Source organism: Brevibacillus gelatini (genome assembly GCF_050920745.1).
Classification (GTDB): domain Bacteria; phylum Bacillota; class Bacilli; order Brevibacillales; family Brevibacillaceae; genus Brevibacillus; species Brevibacillus gelatini.
Genome location: NZ_CP154342.1, coordinates 3,092,212 through 3,106,634, shown reverse-complemented (window position 1 = coordinate 3,106,634; position 14,423 = coordinate 3,092,212). Strand labels below are relative to the sequence as shown.

14 protein-coding genes are annotated in these 14,423 nt (G+C 55.0%); 10 read left to right on the top strand and 4 right to left on the bottom strand.

Annotation, left to right across the window (positions count from 1 at the left end):
- The first annotated feature begins 33 nt into the window (after window positions 1–33).
- Window positions 34–1,269, top strand: coding sequence for an MDR family MFS transporter (locus AAFJ72_RS15015; RefSeq protein ID WP_432774535.1), 1,236 nt, complete (start codon window positions 34–36; stop codon window positions 1,267–1,269).
- Here AAFJ72_RS15015 and AAFJ72_RS15010 read toward each other — a convergent pair.
- Window positions 1,261–2,049: a GDSL-type esterase/lipase family protein gene (locus AAFJ72_RS15010; protein WP_432774534.1), complete on the bottom strand. Its 789-nt coding sequence runs from the start codon at window positions 2,047–2,049 to the stop codon at window positions 1,261–1,263. The two genes, AAFJ72_RS15015 and AAFJ72_RS15010, sit on opposite strands and share 9 nt — an antisense overlap.
- A 130-nt stretch (window positions 2,050–2,179) precedes the next feature.
- Between AAFJ72_RS15010 and AAFJ72_RS15005 the strand changes: the two genes are divergently transcribed.
- The 4 genes from AAFJ72_RS15005 to AAFJ72_RS14990 all read left to right on the top strand — a co-directional run bounded on the left by AAFJ72_RS15005 (window position 2,180) and on the right by AAFJ72_RS14990 (window position 4,968).
- Window positions 2,180–3,109 (top strand): ABC transporter ATP-binding protein, encoded by a 930-nt coding sequence (locus tag AAFJ72_RS15005; protein ID WP_432774533.1) that lies wholly within the window; start codon window positions 2,180–2,182, stop codon window positions 3,107–3,109.
- Window positions 3,106–4,101 (top strand): ABC transporter permease, encoded by a 996-nt coding sequence (locus AAFJ72_RS15000; protein WP_122904434.1) that lies wholly within the window; start codon window positions 3,106–3,108, stop codon window positions 4,099–4,101. Before AAFJ72_RS15005 ends, AAFJ72_RS15000 begins: the two co-directional genes overlap by 4 nt.
- A gap of 88 nt (window positions 4,102–4,189) precedes the next feature.
- Complete coding sequence (locus AAFJ72_RS14995) at window positions 4,190–4,633, top strand: small multi-drug export protein (protein ID WP_122904433.1); 444 nt, start codon at window positions 4,190–4,192, stop codon at window positions 4,631–4,633.
- Window positions 4,634–4,707: 74 nt separating this feature from the next.
- Window positions 4,708–4,968, top strand: coding sequence for a DUF2573 family protein (locus tag AAFJ72_RS14990; RefSeq protein WP_122904432.1), 261 nt, complete (start codon window positions 4,708–4,710; stop codon window positions 4,966–4,968).
- A 208-nt stretch (window positions 4,969–5,176) separates the two neighbouring features.
- Here the strand turns inward: AAFJ72_RS14990 and AAFJ72_RS14985 are convergent, their stop codons facing one another.
- The 3 genes from AAFJ72_RS14985 to AAFJ72_RS14975 form a co-directional block, all read right to left on the bottom strand.
- The gene (locus tag AAFJ72_RS14985; RefSeq protein ID WP_432777201.1) at window positions 5,177–6,436 is read right to left on the bottom strand and encodes a hypothetical protein; all 1,260 of its coding nucleotides are present in this window, start codon (window positions 6,434–6,436) and stop codon (window positions 5,177–5,179) included.
- A 103-nt stretch (window positions 6,437–6,539) separates the two neighbouring features.
- Window positions 6,540–7,109, bottom strand: a complete 570-nt coding sequence (locus AAFJ72_RS14980; RefSeq protein ID WP_122904430.1) for an RNA polymerase sigma factor — start codon at window positions 7,107–7,109, stop codon at window positions 6,540–6,542.
- A gap of 53 nt (window positions 7,110–7,162) precedes the next feature.
- Window positions 7,163–8,827: a DNA repair helicase XPB gene (locus AAFJ72_RS14975; protein ID WP_432774532.1), complete on the bottom strand. Its 1,665-nt coding sequence runs from the start codon at window positions 8,825–8,827 to the stop codon at window positions 7,163–7,165.
- Between the two features lie 142 nt (window positions 8,828–8,969).
- On the opposite strand from AAFJ72_RS14975, the gene AAFJ72_RS14970 reads away from it, so the two are divergent.
- The 5 genes from AAFJ72_RS14970 to AAFJ72_RS14950 all read left to right on the top strand — a co-directional run bounded on the left by AAFJ72_RS14970 (window position 8,970) and on the right by AAFJ72_RS14950 (window position 14,321).
- Window positions 8,970–10,292 carry a hemolysin family protein gene (locus AAFJ72_RS14970; RefSeq protein ID WP_432774531.1) on the top strand — a complete coding sequence of 441 codons (1,323 nt, stop codon included), beginning with the start codon at window positions 8,970–8,972 and terminating at the stop codon, window positions 10,290–10,292.
- Window positions 10,293–10,417: 125 nt separating this feature from the next.
- Window positions 10,418–11,425 (top strand): ABC transporter substrate binding protein, encoded by a 1,008-nt coding sequence (locus AAFJ72_RS14965; RefSeq protein WP_432774530.1) that lies wholly within the window; start codon window positions 10,418–10,420, stop codon window positions 11,423–11,425.
- Window positions 11,426–11,517: 92 nt separating this feature from the next.
- Entirely contained in the window at window positions 11,518–12,570 is a 1,053-nt protein-coding gene (locus AAFJ72_RS14960; protein ID WP_122904426.1) for an ABC transporter substrate-binding protein, read from the top strand.
- A gap of 28 nt (window positions 12,571–12,598) precedes the next feature.
- On the top strand, window positions 12,599–13,531 hold the full coding sequence (locus tag AAFJ72_RS14955; RefSeq protein ID WP_432774529.1) for an ABC transporter permease: 933 nt from the start codon (window positions 12,599–12,601) through the stop codon (window positions 13,529–13,531).
- Window positions 13,524–14,321: an ABC transporter ATP-binding protein gene (locus AAFJ72_RS14950; RefSeq protein WP_122904424.1), complete on the top strand. Its 798-nt coding sequence runs from the start codon at window positions 13,524–13,526 to the stop codon at window positions 14,319–14,321. The genes AAFJ72_RS14955 and AAFJ72_RS14950 overlap by 8 nt, the downstream gene beginning before the upstream one ends.
- Window positions 14,322–14,423: the final 102 nt, after the last annotated feature.

Here is a 14,423-nt window from a genome sequence, read left to right as displayed (position 1 = left end):
GGATGAAACAGAACAGTCGTGGGGAGAGAGACGATGAACTGGATCAAATCACGTATGCAAGAGTATCACCCGATCGTCTGGTCGCTGGTCGCAGGGACCGTGTTCGTCAGGGCTGCCAGTTCGATGAGTATGCCGTTTTTGTTTTTATACTTGTCCAACCAGACCGATATGGACCTGGCCATGATAGGCCTGACCATCGGGGCCGGGCCGCTCGCCGGAACGATTGGCGGCTTTATTGCCGGGACGCTGTCAGACCGGATCGGCCGCAGACGGGTCATGCTGGGAGCGCTGTACGTCTGGACGCTCGTATTTATCGGGTTTGCGCTCAGCAAAAACCCGCTGATTTTGCTTTTGCTCAACATGGCAGGCGGGCTCTGTCGCTCGTTTTACGAGCCGGTGTCACAGGCGCTGATGGCCGACGTGACGCCTCCTGAGAAGCGCTTCCGGGTATTTGGCCTGCGCTACACAGCGATCAACGTCGGAGTTGCGATCGGGCCAATCGCGGGCGCTGTGCTGGCGAAAACATCTGTCGCCTTGCCTTTTCTGATTACGGCGCTCATTTACCTCGTCTACGTCATCAGCTTGCAAGGGCTGTTGAACAAGTTCGGGATCAGACAGATTGAGGGACAAAAGAAAGAGACAATCACCTTTGGCCGGGCCTTCAGCGTGATCGTGCACGACAAGGCGTTTCGCTTCTATATGGTCGCAGGCATGCTGGGCGCAATCGGCTATTCGCAGATGTCGTCTACCCTCGCCAAGTTCACGGAGATGACCGTTGCGTCCGGCGCTGAACTGTTTGCCATCCTGATGAGCGTCAACGCCGTCGTGGTTGTGCTCATGCAGATGCCGCTGACCAGATGGGCCGAAAAAAAGACGCCTCTCACCGCGATTGTGGTGGGAAACGTCCTGTATGCGCTGGGTGACATCGGCTTTGCCTACGCCAACTCCTGGCTCGTCTTTATTATCGGGATGGTGCTGTTTACATTTGGGGAAATTTTGACCTTTACCGCGAGTGACGTCCTGATTGACCGCATGGCCCCGGAAGCCATGCGCGGCAGCTATTACGGCGCGAAAAGCTTCAGCAACATTGGACAGTTCATCGGCCCGTGGATGGGCGGCCTGCTTCTCGGGCTTTACGGCGGTACGACACTGTTCTTGACCGTCGCGGCGTTTTCCATGGCGAGCAGCGCATTCCAGTGGGCGGGTCAACGGGTTTACTTCGCCACCCGAGGCAAGTCGCTCAATCAGAGCAGGGCAGAATCACTCTAGTGCCTGCATGATGCGCTCCGCGATGCGGGCATAGCCTTCTGCATTCGGGTGAAAATGATCGGTGTACAAATACGCCTGCTCTTTGCGCAGGAACAGGTCATACGTCGGGACGACGAACACCTGCGGATAGCGGGAGGCAATCTCGGAGGCCGTGCTGTTCCAGTCCAGAACAGGCTGCACCGTATCGACCGCCGCTTCCGTATTGCCAAATGGATTGTACAACGACGTGTAAACAATCGTCGCCCTGCTGTTCAACTGGCGCATTTGCCGGATGATTTCCTCGTAGTTGGTCGCAAGCCTGTCCGTGGCTGCGGCCACTTTTTCTTTGTCGATCGTGTAAAGCCCGCCCGTTTGCCTGAACAAGTCGTTGCCGCCGATCGTGAACAGGATGAGGTCGGCTTCGGCGAGCAGCGTCTTGACCTGCGCTTCGGACATTTGCTTGAGCAGATCGGACGACTCCTGCCCGTTAATGGCAAGATTCGTAAACGTAATCGGGTGGTCGGCCTTTTTTTCCAACGCTTGCCGGACGAGCCCGACATAGCCCTGGCCGTTGGCATCGCCAGCGCCGCGGGTGAGCGAGTCTCCGAGTGCGACGACATGGTGGATGCCCTCTTTTGGCAACGGAGCTGTCGGCTCGACAGTTTTTGCAGGTGGCGCTCCTGTGGAGGGGGCCAGTTGCTGCGGGTTCATCGCCAGGACAAAGCCTGTGGCAAACAATAAAAAGGACAGAAACGACAACAACCCGGTCGTGCGCCAGAGAAGTTTGCCGGATGTGCGCATCGGCTATCCTCCTATTCGATGGGAAGTGTGTAGACATGGTATAATGTGGTGGGACATCTTATGCCAGTGTACCATAAACGAAACGCTCCCGTCAGTTGCGGGAAGCGAAACAAAGACAGGAGGGCGCACCTTGGGCCAAACAGTCCTCGCCGTATCACGATTGCAAAAAACGATCGGCAAAAAGCAGATCATTCACGATATTACATTCGATGTGCTCGCTGGGGAGGTGTTTGGCTTTTTGGGGCCAAACGGTGCGGGCAAGACGACGACGATTCGCATGCTGGTCGGCCTGGCCAAAGCAGACGGGGGAGATATTCGCATCGGCGGGATTTCGCTCAGGGAGAACTTTCCGGAGGCGATTGCGCAAGTCGGCTGCATCGTGGAAAATCCCGAGCTGTACAAATTTTTGACAGGCAGGGAAAACCTGGAGCAATTTGCCCGCATGAGCGGCGGGATTACGCAGGAGAGAATCGAAGAAATCGTTCGCTTCGTCGACCTGGAGCGGGCGATTGACGACAAAGTCAAAACGTATTCGCTCGGGATGCGGCAGCGGCTCGGAATTGCGCAAGCACTGCTGCATCGGCCGAAAATCCTGATTCTCGACGAGCCGACGAACGGGCTGGACCCGGCAGGGATTCGCGAACTGCGCCAGTTCATCCGCCGTCTGGCCGAGGAGGAGGGGCTTGCCGTCTTCATTTCCAGCCACCTGCTCAGCGAGATCGAGATGATGTGCGACCGGGTGGCGATTATCAATCAAGGAAAAGTCATTTCGGTCGGGCTGGTGCAGGAGCTGATGGAGCAGTTTGCCGACCAGGTGGAATGGACGATCCCCCATGCCCACCTGCCAAAAGCGCTGGAGGTGCTGCGCGGGCACAACGCCGTGACGGATCTTTTGACCGTCGGGGAGGAAAGTGTAAGGACGCGGATGGACATGGAGCGGGTAGCGGAAGTCAACCAGAAGCTGGTGCAGGCGGGAGTTCCGGTGGTCGGGATTGCCACGAAAACGGTGACGCTGGAAGACTTGTTCCTGACGCTGACAGGGGGAGGAGGAGAGAAATGAATCAAAGCATGCTGGGCCTCGTCCAAAACGAAACGGTCAAATTGCTGCGCCGCCGCCGCTTTCTCGTGGTCGTGCTGATTCTCGCCATTCTGATCCCGATTTTTACATACGCCCAGTACCGCTCGGTCGTGACCGCGCAGGAGCGGATGGGCACAACGGACTGGCGGCCGCTGTTGACCCAGCAGATCGTCGACATGCAAAACCGGCTCGCGTCCAGCCGGCTTCCGGACGAATGGCGCGATTTTATCAAAATCCGGATTCAGCAGCAGCAGTATTACCTCGACCATGATATTAACCCGATGGCACCCGGTGGCCCGACGTTTGCCCGCGGCTTCATGGATCAGGCCATCTCCATGTTTTTGCCGATGATAATCGTGGTGCTTGCGGTCGATATTGTCTCGGCCGAGTTCAGCGAAGGGACGATCAAGCTGCTTTTGACCAGACCTGTGCGGCGCTGGAAGGTGCTGACCAGCAAGTACATTACGCTCTTGCTGTTCACTTCCCTGACCGTTCTGATGACGCTTATCCTGGCCTACTTGCTGTCGGGTGTCGTGTTTGGCTATTCCGGCTGGGACTTGCCGATTCTCACAGGCTTCGAGGTGTCAGGCGGGGAGCTTGTGACGTCGGGAGCGTTCATGCTGCCGCAGTGGCAATTTCTGCTCATGCAGTACGGGCTTGGCTGGTTTGTGTGCATCGTCGTCGGAACCGTGACGTTCATGGTCTCCGTCCTGATTCGCAGCGCCGCGGCAGGCATGGGCATCATGATGGCGGCGCTCATCAGCGGAACGATCCTGACGCAGATGGCTTCGTCATGGGAATCGTCCAAATACTTGTTTGTCGTCAACCTGCAGCTCACCAATTACCTCAATGGCACGCTGCCCCCGATCAAAGGAATGACGCTGCCGTTCTCGCTGGCTGTACTGACGATCTGGGCGGTGGCGGCGCTGATTGTAGCATACACTGTCTTTACCCGCAGAGACGTCACTTCCTGATCTGGAAAAAAGTGCTACCTTTTTTCCGTTTCATTCGTATCTCATGGCAGGATCAAGTATGGCCACGAGAGGAGAATTGCGTGAGATTATGGACATGTTATGGAAATGCGGGATGGTTGCACTGACAAGTATGCTTGAACTGTGGGGAGCGATTCCGATCGGCTTTGTACTGCAGCTGCCTCCGATTCTTACCGGGATTTTCAGCGCTCTTGGCGCGATTGCCAGCGCCGGGATTGTCATCTATCTGGGCGGTTCGCTCCGCAGCTGGCTGATGAAGCGCGTGGAGAAAAAAGCAGGGCGGCAAAGTCGGATGGGCCGCATCTGGGAGAAGTACGGGGTAATTGGACTTGGACTCGCTTCTCCGCTGTTGACAGGCGCTCCGCTTGGGGCGGCAATCGGCATTTCGCTCGGGGCACCGCCTGGCAGGCTGATGTGGTGGATGTCGATTGGCATCGTGATCTGGAGCATCATCCTTACAGCAGCAGTCGCCTTCGGACTGCTCCAGTTTATGCCGCCAGAACAGCTGGGCTGAAAAATCTCTCTTTTGTCGGGCCGAAATCTTGCGTACAATGTTCCAAGGAGTGAAAAAGGAGGTCGGGATGACCCATGAGTGAGAAAAAAGAAGCGCTGGTGCCGGAACTGGACGAACTGCTGCACAAGTTTACCGAGCTGTTGACGGGTGAAGCGACGCCAGAGCGCGTCGAGATGGTGAAAGTATGGTGCCTGTACACCACGATGGCAAAAGCGATGCCGCCGCTCATCCAGCATTGGGGCAGCGAACCGCAGCACCAGGCTGCGCGCAACCAGATCCGGGAAATCATCGAGCAAATCAAGCAGTGGAACCAGGCGAAAAACCAGACACACTAGCACTTTCAGGAAGAAGCGCCGTCTTTTTGCGATGCGATGCAGGGCAAAAGACGGTGTATTTTTTTGCGGAAAAAAGCCGGAACGATTCAGCCGTTGCTGGCGAAAAAAATTCCGGCTGCTGCTCAGCTTATCCTTTTGCGAGCAAACAAAAAGACACGAACCTGATGCGACAGGTCGTGTCTGTGAGAAACGCGTCTTCCGCTTACAGCTAAGGCTTCCAGGTCAACTGCTTGGAAGTCTCGATCAGTTCATCCAAGGAAATGCCGTGGGCGGTTACGACTACGTAGAGCGACTGGTTATTGGACTGGGCGTTGAAATGAACCGCGTGCTCGGCAGCAGAGCTGTTCTTGTCCGGATTGTCAAACGAAACAGCAATCGCCTGCTCGCCGTTTACGGCAAAGAGCTGAGTAGCGGAGAACGTGCCGGGAATCGACAGGCTGCGTTTCCCTTTCGCATTGCGAACCACCTCGATGCGAATCCAGCTGTCGTTATGCTTGTAATCCGCTGAGAGGCGCGTGACCTTTTGACTCGTCTCCGATTCGTACTGGACGGAGATCGTGCTCAAGGAAAAGCTGTTTGCGTTTTGCGCAAGCACGGGCACAGGCATATCCGATGCTTGTACGGCTGTATCGGTGTCCGTGAAGGTCGACAGCGTGATCGGCTGTTTGGCGAGCGTTGGCCCTACAATCTCGCTTTCGCTGTTTTCCGCTTGGTTGGCTTCCGGTACGCTCATCGCAGTAATCCCCATGGCTTGCTGGTCTTCTGCGGGCGAACCGGCTGTTTTTCCGGCGATCAGATTGTGCTTTTGCCCTGGTTCATCTTTGCCCAGTGCTGTCGTGACGTTTGCGCCCTGTTCCGCTGCTTCTGCCGGAACGGTTGCGGAGGCGACGGACGCCTGCTCTTCTGCTTGCGGCGTTTGCGCCTTGGGCACGGCTGCTTTCGCTTGCGGCGTATTCAGGGCTATTTCACGGTTGGCTGGCGCCGGTGCTGTACTTTGTGCAACCGACGCTGCAGGCTGAGATGCCTGGGCAGCCGTCTCGTTTTGCTTTGCCAGCGGCTGCTCGTTGCCGACTGTGGCATTTGCTGCTGATCGGGCAGAGGCTGGTGCAGATGCCGGAGAAGCGTCCTGCATTTGCGACGATTCGTTGCCGTACATGGCGATCTGGTTGCCAGCGCCTGCCTGTGCTGCTTCCGGCTGCTGTGACGCTGTCTGGAATGAATCGCCCTGGAGCTGCTGGTAGCTGATGAAGCCCACTGCCAAGAGGACTGCCGCTGCGCTGACCCAGGCGAATGAAGGGAAGCCTTTGGTCCGACGCTTGCTTGGCACAGGTGCTGCCGCCTGCTGTGAATGTACAGCTTCGGTTGCGGCGTGAGGGGGCACACCTTGTCCGGCGTTCTGGTAGATGGCCTGCATGATCCTCTCTTCCAGGTTCGCTTGGGGCAGTGGAACCTCCTTCAAGAACTGCACCTCCTCTTCGGTTGTCATGTGCGTTTCAATCCATGCGATACAATCCTCACAGGACTCTATATGGGAAAAAATATCGCTATCCGTGTCATCTGGCCATGCTTTTCTAAATGCCTGGCAGTTCATGTACGAGCCCCCCTTCCTTGCGGGATAACAGTTTTGCGAGTTCTTGGCGAGCGCGCAAGTAACGGACACGTGCTGTAGACTCGGCGATGCCGAGAAGCGTTGCTATTTTTTCGAACGGATATTCATGCGTGCAGCGAAGGACGATCACTTCCCGGTAAGTATCCGACAGCAAGGCAAAAGCCTCCTGGATTTCCCTGCGCTGCTCCTTGTTCATGAGTGATTCTTGCGGAGACTCGTCCCGCGTATTGGACGGCACATACGCCAGTTGTTCGTCGGAGTCGTGAAACTTCCGTCTGCGCAAAAAGTCAATGGTCTTGTTGCGGGCAAGCGTATGTAACCAGGATGAAAACTGCGAGTCGCCCCGGAACGTGGACAGCTTTTCATACGCCTTGACGAACACTTCCTGCGTCAGATCCTCCGCATCAGCGCGATTGTTCACCATCTTGTAGATGAACACGTAGATCATATGCTGATAGCGCTGGATGAGTTCGCGATACCCTTCGATGTCGCCCTGAAGAATCCGCTGAATGATTTCGGCGTCGGATTGCATGGAATCTCCGGCCTCCCTTCCCTCTATGTGACGCTGGCTTTTTCCCAAACGTTTCAGACCAGCATCTCGTTTTCTATAATTTCGTATGGATAGCCTTGCTCGACGAGAAAAAGCTGACGGTGGAGCGAAAACTCCTGCTCTCTCGTATCGCGTGTCACCAATGTATAAAAATGAGCGGTGTTATTTTCGGTTTTTGGTCGCAAGATCCGTCCCAGTCGCTGTGCTTCTTCCTGACGGGAGCCAAATGTACCGGAAATTTGAATCGCCACATTGGCGTCCGGCAGGTCAACGGCGAAATTGGCTACCTTGGAGACGATCAGGCGCGTGATTTCCCCATTTTTAAATTGCTGATACAGCATCTCGCGTTCTTTTTCCGTCACTTTGCCTGTAATCAGCGGCAGTTGCAGGGCATTTGCCATCTGCTCCAGTTGGTCGACGTACTGCCCGATAATCAGCACCCGGTCGCCTTCGTGGCGCTCCAGCAGCTTTTTGACAACCTCCAGCTTTTTCGGGTTTTCGGCGGCGACTCGGAACTTTTGCCGTGCCGTCGCATGCGCATACGCTTCCCGCCACTTCGCTTCAAAAGGCAGCCGGATTTCCCGGCAGCGCGCTTTTGCAATCCAGCCCGCATCCTCCATCGCTTTCCAGGGAACCTCGTATTTTTTTGGCCCGATCAGCGTAAAGACATCTTCCTCCCGGCCGTCCTCCCTGACGAGCGTAGCCGTCAAGCCCAGCCGTCTTGTCGCCTGAATCCCGGAAGTAACGCGAAAGACAGGTGCAGGCAATAAATGCACCTCATCGTAAATAATAAGCCCCCAGTCACGCTCTGAAAAGAGCTTCATGTGAGGAAATTCATCCGAAGACGTAGGGCGGTATGTGAGAATTTGATAGGTTGCCACCGTGATCGGCTTTACTTCCTTGTGATCGCCAGTGTATTCGCCGACCAGCTCGGGAGCGAGGTCCGTTTTGTCCAGCAGCTCGGCGATCCATTGTCGCACGGAAGTAGTATTCGTCGTCAAAATGAGCGTAGCCGTCTGCAACTGGGAAATCGCACCAATGCCAATGACAGTCTTTCCGGCTCCACATGGCAGCACGAGCACGCCGCTGCCGCCGAGAGCGGAGCCCCCGCGGTAAAAGGCGTCCACCGCTTCCTGCTGATAGGGGCGCAAGGAAAACGGCTTGCCCGAAGCGCTGGTCGCCCGCAAATTGACCGGGCACGATTCCCCCTGTGAATAGCCCGCCAAATCCTGGACAGGCAGTCCCAACCGGATCAGCTCTTGCTTGATGAGGCCGCGCGCGTAGCTTTTGAGCACATAGCCGTCTTCGAGCAGGGCTGCAATCGACTTGTATCCGGCCAGTTCCTTGAGGATGAGCGGATCGTCGCTATGTAAAACGAGGTCATCTCCGCGGCGTTCGAGCCGGATCAGACCGTATTTGCGCATCGTGTCTTCGATTTCCTTGACGATGGTTGGAGGCACGCCGTATTTGCTGTAGGTGCCGAGAATACCCGTCACCTCATGCGGCTCCATCCCGCTTGCCGCTGCATTCCAGAGCGACAGCGGCGTCATCCGGTACGTGTGGATGTACTCGGGGCTTTTCAGCAGTTCGCAAAAGCCGCTGATGGCCTGCCTGGCTTCGGCAAACTGCGGGTGCTGCGTTTCCAATAAAATGGTGCGATCGCTTTGCACGATCATCGGCAAGTCTGGACGATAAGACATGAGATTCACCTCGCGACAAACGGCATATGAATCAGCACTATGGTATCACAATCCGGAAAAGAAAGAAAAACAGACAGGTAACATTTACGGCTGGATGGGAAACAATATCCCAAAGCAACGGTCGGAAAGGAAGGCGAGGTGCATGGGAACGTGGGGAAGCTTGTTCAACTTGGGATTGGTCTTGATCCTCGTTTTCCTCAACGGTTTCTTTGTCGCAACCGAGTTTGCCGTGGTGAAAGTGAGGGAATCGCGGATCGCCCAACTGGTGGCGGAAGGGAACAAACGCGCCGTAAACGTCGAACAGGTCATCCATAATCTGGACGCGTATTTGTCAGCGTGCCAGCTTGGCATCACGCTGGCGTCTCTGGGGCTTGGCTGGCTGGGGGAGCCTGCGGTGGCTCATCTCTTGCATCCCGTTTTTCGCTATTTTCAGCTCAATGAGACGCTGGTGAGCAGCATTTCCTTTATTATCGCGTTTTCGGTCATTACCTTTTTACATATTGTCCTGGGCGAGCTTGCTCCGAAAACATTGGCAATCCAGCGCACGGAAATGGTCGTGCTCGCGGTTTCCCGACCGATTCAGCTGTTTTACAAAATCATGTATCCGTTCATCGCGCTCTTGAACTGGTCGGCCAGCCGCTTTCTCAGGCTGTTTCATATTTCGATGGAAGCGCACCAGGAGGCCCATACTGAGGAGGAAATCCGCATCCTGGTCAACGAAAGCCACAAAAGCGGGCTGATTGACCAAACCGAGCTGATGCTCGTCGACAACATCTTTGATTTTTCCGAGACGATGGCAAGGGAAATCATGGTCCCGCGAACGGATATGGTCGTGCTGAACTTGCGCGATCCGTTCGAGGAAAACGTCCGGCTGGTGCAAAACGGCCGCTTTACCCGCTATCCGGTCGTGGACGGCGACAAGGATCACGTCGTGGGGAGTCTGCACATCAAAGATATGCTGACAGGTCTTTTGCAGGGGGAGCATCATGATTTGCAGTCGCTGATGCGCCCGATCCTGACCGTGCCCGAGACGATCTCAATCAGCCGGCTTTTGACCATGCTGCAAAAACAGCGCGGACAACTGGCGATTATCATTGACGAGTACGGCGGGACAGCGGGGCTGGTCACGCTGGAAGATATTATGGAAGAAATCGTCGGGGACATCCAGGACGAGTTTGACGACGAGCGTCCGGAGGTCGAGAAGAACGACGATGTTTTGTCGCTCGACGGTCGGATGCTTCTGGAGGAAGTTGGCGACTACCTGAACATGAATCTGGAATCAAGCGAGGTGGATACGCTTGCCGGCTGGATTTACATGCAGATTGACCACCCGCCGCGCGTGGGCGACCGGGTGCGCGAAGGCAAGTACGAATTCGTGGTCGGGGAAGTCGATCATTACCGGATTACCAGGGTTTTCGTCAAAAAGCTGGCGAACGCCGAGGAAGAAATCGGTACAAAAGATTGATGAAAAAAGCTTTTCAGCACGCAATAATATGCTATAATGGGACACAAGTTGCACAAATGCAAAATGGCTCGGTCACCAGAGGGGAACCGCGGCAAAGAGAGCAGAGCTTAGAGGAGGAAGTACAGATGAGACGAGCAGTCAGTATGGTACTGACCACGTTGCTGGCCATTTCTTTGGCAGCATGTGGAAATGAGACAGGTGGACAAAGCGAGGCTACCACGGCTAATTCCGGCCAGGAGCAAACCGTGAAGCTGGGCTTGACGCAATTCGTAGAGCATCCGGCACTGGATGCGATTCATCAAGGAATTTTGGATGGCTTGAAGGACTCCGGTTACGAAGAGGGCAAAAATCTGGAGGTTGACTACCAGAACGCGCATGGCGATATGAACAACACGGTATCGATTGCGCAAAAGTACGCCGGAGACAAAAAGGACATGGTCGTAGCGATTGCTACCCCGTCCGCGCAGGCTGTAGCCAAGACGATTGCTGACATACCTGTTTTGTTCAGTTCCGTAACAGACCCGATCTCGGCTCAACTGGTCAGCAGTCTGGAAAAACCGGACAAAAACGTGACCGGAACGAGCGACAAAGTATCCATGGAACAGCAATTGAAGCTGGTCAAAACCTTCCTGCCACAGCTGAAAAAGCTGGGTGTGATCTACACCACTTCCGAAGTGAATTCGGAAGTACAGGTAAAAGAGCTGGAAGAAGCAGCGAGCAAAGAAGGCGTAGAAATTGTCAAGGCGGGTATTTCCCAGCTTTCCGAGGTGCAGCTGGCAGCTCAGGGACTTGCTGGAAAAGCAGACGCCATCTTCATTCCGATTGACAACACCGTCGTATCTTCGTTCGAAGCCGTCCTGGGAGCAGCGGAAGCGAACAAGATTCCTGTCTTTGCTTCGGACACAGACACCGTAAAACGCGGCGCAGTCGCTACTTACGGCATCGATTACTACATGATCGGCAAACAAACCGGCGAGATGGCTGCCCGCGTCCTCAAAGGACAAGCAGTTGCAGACACGCCAGTCGAAATTTCGAAGCAGGCCGACCTGTACATCAATGAAACGGCTGCCGGGAAGTTTGGACTCACGATTTCTGATGCACTCAAACAGCAGGCGAAAGAAATCTTCAAGTAAAGAAAGAGAGCGTCAAGCTCTCTTTTTCTTCTTTTAAAACTGTTTTATCCATGTTAGAATTAGTAAAAATTTTTCAAGGGGGTATTTATCACATGTTCAAGCAAAAAAAGACTATCAGAAAAATTCAGAGTATTTTATTTCCTTTATTGCTTTTGTCTGTTACTGCATGTGGACAGCAAAGCGCTACTCCGGCGAACAATGAACAGGCTGCTCCTGCTGCCAATCAGTCTGCGCCGGCTGCCGAGAACAAGCAGTTCACGATTGGCATTTCCCAATTCGTAGAGCATCCTGCCCTGGATGCAGCGCGCGAAGGGTTTGTGGCACAGCTTGCGAAAAACGGGTACGAAGATGGCAAGCAAGTGAAAATCGACGTGAAGTCGGCGCAAGCGAGCATGGACACCGCGATTTCCATCGCGCAAAAATTTGAGGCAGACAAAGTAGACCTCGTGCTGGCAATCGCGACGCCAACCGCGCAGGCGGCTGCTCAGACGAGCAAGGAAATTCCGGTTTTGTTTACGGCAGTGACTGACCCTGTGGAGGCTGGTCTGGTAAAATCATTGGAGCAGCCAGGCGGAAACGTAACAGGTACTTCTGACATGAACCCGGTCGAAGAGCAATTGAAGCTGGTGAAGGAGCTGAAAGCAGACGCGAAATCCGTAGGCATCATCTACAGCTCCGGTGAGGTAAACTCCAAGGTACAGGTAGACACAGCCAAAGCCGTTGCTGACAAGCTGGGGCTGACCATCCAGGAAGCGGCGATCACCAGCGCGACAGAAGTGAAGCAGGCAGCCGAATCCATGGTAGGCAAAGTCGATGCGTTCTACGTGCCGACCGACAACATGGTCGTATCGTCCATCGCAGCTGTCCTGGGCGTAGCGGAAGCGCAAAAAATTCCGGTGATCGCAGGTGAGGAAAACTCCGTGAAGAGCGGGGCGATTGCTACCTACGGCATCGACTACACCAAGCTGGGCGAGCAAACGGCAGACATGGCCGTGAAAATTTTGAAGGGCGAAGCGAAGCCGGCTGACATGCCAGTAGAAATGCAGGCCGACATGAAGCTCGTCTTGAACAAAAAAGCAGCGGAGAAAATGGGAGTGACCATTCCGCAATCCATGCTCGACCGCGCTGGCGAAGTGATCGAGTAATAATCGCAGCAACAGGAGGATTTCTTCTATGAATTTGGCAATAATGGGAGCCATCGAGCAGGGCTTGCTATTTGGAATTTTAGCTCTGGGCGTGTTTTTGACCTTTCGCATTCTGAACGTACCTGACTTGACGGTAGATGGCAGCTTTGCTTTGGGCGGCGCGATCGCAGCCAAGTTTATCATCGATGGAACCAACCCGTACCTGGCTACCCTCTTGGCGTTCGTCGTCGGAGGATTGGCAGGGGCATTTACCGGCGTTTTGCATACAAAAGGGAAGGTCAACGCACTGCTTGCAGGGATTTTGACGATGATCGCACTCTATTCGATCAACCTGCGAATCATGGGGAAGGCGAACTTGCCTTTGCTTCGTGAAGATACGTTGTTCACCTATGTAAAAGACTTGAGCATTCCGGATTTGACGGTAGGCGGATTGACATTGCTGACAGGCGTGTCGGTCGTGTTCATCGTCGGGATTTTGCTGCTCAAGCTGGCAATCGACTGGTTCCTGCACACCGACCTTGGTCTCGACCTGCGCGCGACGGGTGACAATCCGAAGATGATTCGCAGCTTCGGTGTCAACACCGATACGACGACGATTATCGGTCTGGCTCTGTCCAACGGTCTGGTTGCGGTATCCGGCGCATGGGTTGCCCAGTACCAGGGCTTTGCCGACGTCGGCATGGGGATCGGGATGATCGTGATTGGTCTTGCTTCTGTTATTGTCGGGGAAGTGCTGTTCGGCAGCTCCTCCATTTTCCGAGTGACCCTCGCAGTCATTCTCGGCTCGATCGTTTATCGCCTGGTGATTGCACTGGCCCTGCAAGCGGGACTGAATCCGTCGGACATGAAGCTGATTACCGCTTTGATCGTAATTGTGGCACTGACCGTCCCAACCGTTGCCAAAGGCATCTGGAATAAGCAAGCGGTACGCTCGGTAAGGGGAGGAAACGGCCATGCTTAAAATTTCGAATGTCAACAAAGTGTTCAATGCCGGCACGGTGAACGAAAAAATTGCCCTGCGCAACGTCAACCTGCACGTCAAGCCGGGTGAGTTTATCACTGTCATCGGCAGCAACGGGGCCGGAAAATCGACGATGATGAACATGATCTCCGGCGGACTGTTCCCGGACAGCGGAACGATTACGATTGACGGCAAGGACGTAACGCGCCTTGGCGAGCACCAGCGCGCCGAACTGATCGGGCGGGTGTTCCAGGACCCGATGGCAGGGACTGCGCCGAACATGACGATTGAAGAAAACCTGGCGATTGCGCTCGGACGCGGCCGCCGCCGCACACTCGGCTTCGGCGTGAACAACCACAAGCGCGAGCTGTTCCGCGAGCAGCTCAAGCAGCTTGACCAGGGACTGGAGAACCGTCTGAAAACAAAAGTCGGATTTCTCTCCGGCGGTCAGCGCCAGGCACTCAGCCTGTTGATGGCTACTTTTACGGAACCGAAAATTTTGCTCCTGGACGAGCATACAGCGGCGTTGGACCCGAAACGGGCGCAGCTCATCGTGGAGCTGACCGACAAGATCGTCGCGCGCCACAAGCTGACGACGATCATGGTCACGCACAATATGGAGCAAGCGTTGAACATGGGGAACCGCCTGCTGATGCTGCATGATGGCGGCATCATTCTCGACATTCCGGAAGAGAAGAAGCGGACGATGAAGCCGCAGGATTTGCTTCGCGCCTTCGAAGCAGCCCGTGGCGGAGAAAGCTTCAGCGAAGACCGCTTCCTGTTGACGTAATGCTTATATCAGCCTTCCTGCGCGTGCGGGAAGGTTTTTTCTTTGCTCCGCAAATGGACCCACAGCAAGGGCGGATACGCAGCAAAAAAGCGGGCGAGGGAA

Excerpts from the sequence above, each read along its gene's own strand:
- AAFJ72_RS15015 (WP_432774535.1), top strand. The coding sequence starts at position 34 with ATGAACTGGATCAAATCACGTATGCAAGAGTATCACCCGATCGTCTGG.
- AAFJ72_RS15010 (WP_432774534.1), bottom strand. The coding sequence starts at position 2,049 with ATGCGCACATCCGGCAAACTTCTCTGGCGCACGACCGGGTTGTTGTCG.
- AAFJ72_RS15000 (WP_122904434.1), top strand. The coding sequence starts at position 3,106 with ATGAATCAAAGCATGCTGGGCCTCGTCCAAAACGAAACGGTCAAATTG.
- AAFJ72_RS14995 (WP_122904433.1), top strand. The coding sequence starts at position 4,190 with ATGGACATGTTATGGAAATGCGGGATGGTTGCACTGACAAGTATGCTT.
- AAFJ72_RS14990 (WP_122904432.1), top strand. The coding sequence starts at position 4,708 with ATGAGTGAGAAAAAAGAAGCGCTGGTGCCGGAACTGGACGAACTGCTG.
- AAFJ72_RS14980 (WP_122904430.1), bottom strand. The coding sequence starts at position 7,109 with ATGCAATCCGACGCCGAAATCATTCAGCGGATTCTTCAGGGCGACATC.
- AAFJ72_RS14975 (WP_432774532.1), bottom strand. The coding sequence starts at position 8,827 with ATGTCTTATCGTCCAGACTTGCCGATGATCGTGCAAAGCGATCGCACC.
- AAFJ72_RS14970 (WP_432774531.1), top strand. The coding sequence starts at position 8,970 with ATGGGAACGTGGGGAAGCTTGTTCAACTTGGGATTGGTCTTGATCCTC.
- AAFJ72_RS14965 (WP_432774530.1), top strand. The coding sequence starts at position 10,418 with ATGAGACGAGCAGTCAGTATGGTACTGACCACGTTGCTGGCCATTTCT.
- AAFJ72_RS14960 (WP_122904426.1), top strand. The coding sequence starts at position 11,518 with ATGTTCAAGCAAAAAAAGACTATCAGAAAAATTCAGAGTATTTTATTT.
- AAFJ72_RS14955 (WP_432774529.1), top strand. The coding sequence starts at position 12,599 with ATGAATTTGGCAATAATGGGAGCCATCGAGCAGGGCTTGCTATTTGGA.
- AAFJ72_RS14950 (WP_122904424.1), top strand. The coding sequence starts at position 13,524 with ATGCTTAAAATTTCGAATGTCAACAAAGTGTTCAATGCCGGCACGGTG.